This window comes from Limisphaera ngatamarikiensis (assembly GCF_011044775.1).
Lineage (GTDB): Bacteria > Verrucomicrobiota > Verrucomicrobiia > Limisphaerales > Limisphaeraceae > Limisphaera > Limisphaera ngatamarikiensis.
Genome location: NZ_JAAKYA010000071.1, coordinates 93,281 through 99,196, shown reverse-complemented (window position 1 = coordinate 99,196; position 5,916 = coordinate 93,281). Strand labels below are relative to the sequence as shown.

7 protein-coding genes and 1 pseudogene are annotated in these 5,916 nt (G+C 66.5%); 6 read left to right on the top strand and 2 right to left on the bottom strand.

Annotated elements, in window-relative coordinates; all coding sequences use genetic code 11:
* Positions 1-619: 619 nt before the first annotated feature.
* Positions 620-1,009: a nitroreductase family protein gene (locus G4L39_RS10395; RefSeq protein WP_205880942.1), complete on the top strand. Its 390-nt coding sequence runs from the start codon at positions 620-622 to the stop codon at positions 1,007-1,009.
* Between the two features lie 9 nt (positions 1,010-1,018).
* Entirely contained in the window at positions 1,019-1,159 is a 141-nt protein-coding gene (locus G4L39_RS14690; RefSeq protein WP_205880941.1) for a nitroreductase family protein, read from the top strand.
* A 116-nt stretch (positions 1,160-1,275) separates the two neighbouring features.
* On the opposite strand, the gene G4L39_RS10390 is transcribed toward G4L39_RS14690, so the two are convergent.
* A complete protein-coding gene (locus tag G4L39_RS10390; RefSeq protein WP_165108027.1) occupies positions 1,276-1,785 on the bottom strand; it encodes an Rrf2 family transcriptional regulator in 510 nt (169 codons plus the stop codon).
* Between the two features lie 162 nt (positions 1,786-1,947).
* Here G4L39_RS10390 and G4L39_RS10385 point away from each other — a divergent pair, with 162 nt between their 5' ends.
* The 4 genes and pseudogenes from G4L39_RS10385 to G4L39_RS10370 all read left to right on the top strand — a co-directional run bounded on the left by G4L39_RS10385 (position 1,948) and on the right by G4L39_RS10370 (position 4,858).
* On the top strand, positions 1,948-2,436 hold the full coding sequence (locus tag G4L39_RS10385) for a DUF488 family protein, N3 subclade (protein WP_165108025.1): 489 nt from the start codon (positions 1,948-1,950) through the stop codon (positions 2,434-2,436).
* Positions 2,433-2,678: a hypothetical protein gene (locus G4L39_RS10380; RefSeq protein WP_165108023.1), complete on the top strand. Its 246-nt coding sequence runs from the start codon at positions 2,433-2,435 to the stop codon at positions 2,676-2,678. Before G4L39_RS10385 ends, G4L39_RS10380 begins: the two co-directional genes overlap by 4 nt.
* Positions 2,665-3,819 (top strand): annotated as a pseudogene (locus G4L39_RS10375) (trans-sulfuration enzyme family protein). Before G4L39_RS10380 ends, G4L39_RS10375 begins: the two are co-directional and overlap by 14 nt.
* A 202-nt stretch (positions 3,820-4,021) precedes the next feature.
* The gene (locus G4L39_RS10370; RefSeq protein ID WP_343203331.1) at positions 4,022-4,858 is read left to right on the top strand and encodes a TIGR00282 family metallophosphoesterase; all 837 of its coding nucleotides are present in this window, start codon (positions 4,022-4,024) and stop codon (positions 4,856-4,858) included.
* A 134-nt stretch (positions 4,859-4,992) separates the two neighbouring features.
* Here the strand turns inward: G4L39_RS10370 and G4L39_RS10365 are convergent, their stop codons facing one another.
* The gene (locus tag G4L39_RS10365; RefSeq protein WP_165108020.1) at positions 4,993-5,574 is read right to left on the bottom strand and encodes a GNAT family N-acetyltransferase; all 582 of its coding nucleotides are present in this window, start codon (positions 5,572-5,574) and stop codon (positions 4,993-4,995) included.
* Positions 5,575-5,916: the final 342 nt, after the last annotated feature.

The following is a 5,916-nucleotide window of genomic DNA, read 5'->3' as shown; positions in this document are numbered from 1 at the left end:
CCGCCCGAGCAGAAGCAGTAGATCAGTTGGGCCACGATCAGCTCGGGGCTGTAGCCGTGGGAGGTGCGGGTGGGCGGGTCCAGTGCGGGCAGGGCGCGGATTTTTTGCCAGAGGTCAAACTACTGGGCCAGCGCTTCCAGGGCGGGCAGGCCGCCCAGGGTGGACTGCTTTTGAGCGGGGACGAACTCGAAGCGGATCTTGGGCGAGCGTTTGGTGACGGTCGGCATGCTTCATTGAGGCACGGCGCGCGAGGATATTCAACGCCGAACCCAAAAAAATCTTCACCCGCCGGTGCAATACCTCAGGCGATGGCTAAGGGTTGGGGTTGTCGTTTGCATCCGATGACAACGACGGCTGTTCCTTTGGAGGCTGTCCCGCAGCCGTGGCGAGACGGGCCGTTCCGGTTCGGGCCCGCCGTGCCGGGACCCGCAGGCCTGGGCATCTCGCCTTCGCCGGCCCGGCCAGTCGCAGAGTGCGGCGTGCGGTCGAGGCCAACGGCCTGCAGTCCCGGGCCCCATTCACCTGCAGGGACAGGTCCCGGCGACCGGAGTCGTCATCGTTGCACCGGGATCCATGGGAATTTCGGGACCCTTTCCCGCGGGTCCGTAGGATTGACCCTGTGCCTTCCATGAACACGCTCGACGCCATTCGTCTTCGACGGGAAATCACGGCGTTCACCGCCGAACCCATCCCCGCCGTCATCCGGGACCAGCTTGAAGAGGCCCTTCACCTGGGACCCACGGGAAACCACGCCCTCTCCCGAAGGTTCATTCTGGTGGAGCAACGAGGGCTGCTCGACCGGCTGAGCCGGACCACGCCGTGGATGGAATGGCTGCGACAGGCTGCGCTCGGCGTGGTGATCCTGGCCGAGCCTGGCGTCAGTAAGTACTGGCTCCAGGATGCCACCATCGCCGGGGCTTTCCTGTGGCTGGCGGCGACGGACCTCGGTCTCGGCATGGCATGGGGCGCAGTCTACCATTCGGAGGACGCGGCGGAGTCCGAGCGGTGAGAATCCGACGTGCGGGACCTCCTCGGCGTGCCGGACCGGTTTCGCGTGGTGGCGATCCTGGGTCTGGGCTGGCCGGCCCGAAAGCCCGAACCCAAAACACCCCACCCGCGCGAGGAGGTGTTTTATCGGGAAGTCTGGCCCCGAGGGTGAGGGCATCCGGCGTCCGGGTCACGCCGCGCCGGGCGGAGGGTCTCTCAACCGTGCGTCACCGCATGTCCGCCCGGACGGGGAACGCTTGTCTCGTCCGGCGGAAGCGTTTGAGGCGGTTATCGGGAGCCGCTGCCCTTTTGAGCTGGCGTCGTTCGGCGCCTGGCGGCCTGCTGCCGCCGCGGCGCGGGGGCGTCCGGGAGCGTCCTCCGCAGCGTCGCTGCCGTCGTACTGACCACCAGATCCGCCAGGGTGTACCGGTCCAGAGTCTCAAAAAAGGCCTCGGTCCCCTCATCCAACGCGCGCTTCAACCGGCAACCCGGCAACAAACAACAGGGCCGGCCGGGATCGTCCATGCAATCAATCACCGACGCATGGCCTTCGCATTGCCGCACGACCCGGCCCAGCCGGATCCGGTCGGCTGGCTGCCCGAGGGTGAACCCGCCGCCCACACCTCGAACGGTGGCCAGATAACCCATCTGCCCTAAGCGATGCACCACACGGGTCAGGTGATGCCGGGAAATCCCAAACAGGCGCGACACCTCGTCCACCGTGACCCGCTGCGGGGCTCGTGCGGCCGCCGTCATCAACACCCGCACGGCGTAATCCGTGAACCGGTTCAGGCGCATACCACCTCCAGGTTAGAGCCGTCGGCGGTCCCGGGCCACCTCAAACGTTCATTTGACATGCAGCTTTGGCCGGCCAAGTTGTGACCGTGTTGGGACCGGGAAGGCCGGGGGCCGCGGATCCCCCGGGGTCGGTGCCGGCACGGGCCTTCGAGGAAGGCAGCCATGGAGATTCGACTCAAGCGCGTGTATGACCCGCCGGAGCCAGGGGATGGACAACGGTTTCTTGTGGATCGGCTCTGGCCGCGCGGCCTGTCCAAAGACGCGCTCTCCCTTGACGGGTGGCTCAAGGAACTGGCGCCGAGCGATGCGCTCCGACGATGGTTCGGTCATGAGCCCGCCCGATGGGAGGAGTTCCGCAAGCGGTACCGGCAAGAGCTTGTTCAAAAGGCCGAATCCCTGGCTCGCCTTCGAGCTGCAGCGCGTCGCGGCACCATCACTCTGGTCTATGCCGCCCGCGATCCCCTGCACAACCAGGCCGTCGTCCTCCGCGAGGTCCTTCTTGAATCACCGGCTCCCACGGCCGCGCCGACCGCCCCACAACCCCGGCCCGGCCCGACCACGGCGCAGGCCCGGTCGCGCAGCCGGCCCCGACGCCCTGCTGGTCGCACAACGCCAAAGAACCAACGCCCGCGGGAGATCACCGGACCATGAAACCGCCCCAACCTTCCCCCGCTCCGGATCTGCCGCATTCCGGCAGCGCGACGCACGAACCCACCTGCGAACGTTGCGGCCGGTACGGCGCCGTTCGCCTCGGCGATTCATGGCTTTGTCCCGATTGCGTGGACATCGCGGGTTCCTGCTGTCCCGAGTTCGGGTCCTGGGACGCATGGCAGTCGTGCCCGACCCGTCCTGTTTCGACGGACAAATCCCCCAACGCGCATGAGACCGATTGACCCTGCCTTTGCCGGTTTTTCCACCCGCTGCGTGCATGCCGGGACCTGGCACGACCCCGCCACCGGCGGCGCTTGCAGCCCGGTCTTCCTTTCCACCGCCCACGTGTTTCCCCATCCCACCGGGCAGAACGTCTATCCCCGCTACTTCAACACGCCCAACCAACAGGTGGTGGCCCGCAAGGTGGCGGCGCTGGAGGGCGCGGAGGACGGCCTCGTCTTTGCCTCCGGCATGGCTGCCATCACCACCCTGCTGGCCACGTGGCTCAAAGCCGGGGACCACGCCGTGTTCCAATCCGACCTGTACGGCGGCACCTTGGAGTTCGTCACGCGACAACTGCCCCGTTGGCAGGTGGAGTTCACCCTGGCCGGCACCGTGGAGGACATCCTGGCCGCCTGTCGGCCCCACACCCGTCTCCTCTACGTCGAGTCACCTTCCAACCCCACCCTCCGCTGCCTGGACCTTGCCGCCCTGGCCGCGGGGGCCCGGGCCCGAGGAATCCTCACCGTGATCGACAACACCTTCGCCACGCCCATCAATCAAAACCCCATGGCACTCGGGTTCGACCTGGTCATTCACAGCGCCACCAAATACCTGAACGGACACAGCGACGTGAACGCGGGTGTCATCGTGGGGGCCCGGCACCGGATTGAATCGTTGCGGGAGACGGCCATGCTCCATGGCGGCATGCTGGACGCCGAGGCGTGCGCACGGCTGGAACGCGGCCTGAAAACGCTGGCGCTCCGCATGCAACGTCACAATGAAAACGCGCTCCGCGTGGCGCAGTTCCTCCAAAGCCACCCCGCCGTGGCCCGCGTGTTTTACCCCGGACTGCCCGACCACCCCGACCACGCCATCGCCGTCCGTCAGATGCGGGGCTTTGGCGGGATGTTGTCGTTTGAGTTGCGCCGGGCGGAGGCCGCGGAGGTCTTTCTGCAACGGCTGCGGCTGATCCTGCCGGCCCTGAGCCTGGGCGGTGTGGAAAGCCTGGCTTGCATCCCGGCCCGCACCTCCCATCGGCGGCTTTCCTAGGAACAACGCCAGCGCGCCGGTATCTCCGACGGCCTGGTCCGACTCTCTGTTGGCATCGAAGACCCCGACGACCTCATCGCCGACCTCGATCAAGCCCTGGCCGGATGCTGACCGGCGCCACTCGTCCCACGGAAGGTGCAGTGAAACTGAATCCGCCACACACCGCCCCCGCGGGCCATGGGGCACCCGCTTCGGCCCCTCAAACATGCTTCAAGCCCGCAAGGTCCCCGCGGCATTCCGGGTTTGGGTTTTGTCGCACCGGCCCGGTTGCGAGGGCTTTTGTTGTCGGCCCGGCAGGGGTAGGCTGGGCGCCGTGAAGTTGTTGTTCATCGGTGATGTGGTGGGGCGGCCGGGTCGGCAGGCCGTGCAGGCGCTGGTACCGCGTTTGCGCAGTGAACTGGGACTCGACTACGTGGTGGCCAACGGGGAGAACAGCGCCGGCGGCGCCGGCATCACCAGCAAAACCGCCGCAGAGTTGTTTGCCGCCGGCGTGGACGTGATCACCACCGGCGACCACGTTTGGGATCAGAAGGAGGCGGCGCAATTGCTCGAAACCGAGCCGCGCGTGTTGCGCCCGCTCAATTATCCGCCGGGCGTACCCGGCCGGGGCAGCTGCCTCGTCCGGCAGGAGGGGAAACCGCCCCTGGCCGTCATCAACGCTCAGGGACGCACCTTCATGCCCGCCCTGGAAAATCCGTTCCTCCTCGTTCCGCCCGAGGTTGAGCGACTTCGACAGGAAACGCCGATCATCCTGGTGGATTTCCACGCCGAGGCCACCTCGGAAAAAATCGCGTTCGGCCGACTGCTGGACGGTCGGGTCAGCGCCGTGATTGGCACCCACACCCACGTGCCCACCGCGGACGAACAGATCTTTCCCGGCGGAACAGCCTACCTGACCGATGCCGGTTTCACCGGCCCTCAGGAGAGCGTGTTGGGACGGGAAATCGCCCCGGTCTTGCGCCGGTTTCTCACACAGTGCCCGCAACGGTTTGAGGTGGCACGAAACCGGGTCATGCTGCTGGGCGCGCTCATCGAGGTGGACCCGGCCACGGGCCGGGCGGTAAGCATCCGCCGCATTGCCGAACCCTGGGCGGTGGAATCCGCCCCGGCACCCGCCGAGTCCTCATCGCTCAACGGCGGATCCGCCTGAGTCGGCGACAGCCGCCACCGCCGCGCCGATCCACCGGGGAAGGCGCTTGGCGCAGCCGCGGACGGCCCCGGCAGGGAGAACGCTGGCAACCGTGCACTTTCGCCAGGCCGGACACCGTTCCGCCGTGGAGGAAGTCAGCCCAACGCCGCGGCGTATTCCTCGTCCGTCACCAGGTTGATGCCCAGCAAAACGTAGTCGTGCGGCCGGAATTGGAGGTCGCGCAGGTACCCGGGGATGTGGGCCCACTGCTCAAAGCCCAGTTGGTAAAGGGCCCGAATGGCCACCTTGCGTTCGCCGTTCAGCTCCGCCTCCAGCCGTTCCAGTCCGCAATGGGGCGCAATCTCGAGCAGCTCCTTGACCAGCAACTTGGCCACATCAATCCCCCGATACTCCGGGTGCGTCAGCACGGTCACCTTCCCGATGTGCCGCTTCCAGCCGCCGGGTCGCTGGTGCAGGGTGGCCTCGCCGATGATGCGGTCCCCGTGCAACATCACCAGGGTGAGATTCTCTTCGGGCTTCAATTGTCGGCACCACTGCCGGACCAATCGCGGCGTCAACCGCGGTTTGATAAACAACCGTTCCTCCTCCGGCACCGCCTTCAAAAACTCATAGAAACGGGCCGCGTCCTCGGGCTGTAACAGCCGCACCGTACATTCCTTGCCGTCCCGCAGGCGGACAATGGCAGGGTACTTGGCCACCGCGAATTCGATGCACATAACCGGTCATTCGAATAGCTCAACATACGTCAATTGTCAAACAGTTTTTGTTAATGCCGCTTAAAGGTGTGCCGGGATGTGGAAGGTTTGGCGTGCGGGTGATGTGCGGGCGGACTGATTAGGTGGGTGGGCCAAAATCGAGGGTCGGGTCGGGATCTGCGAGGGGCGGAGGTACACGCAGACCGCGGCCGGCGGCCACGCCACCCGTCGGGTCGTGGGAGGGGCACAGTCCTCTGTGCCCGGTATTCTTGCGGACCGCGAGGACGCGGTCCCTCCCAACCTGTCGGAGCTCGAAAGGGTATTCTCCGATTGGCTCGCCCTGCAGGTTCGGCACGGGCCCCG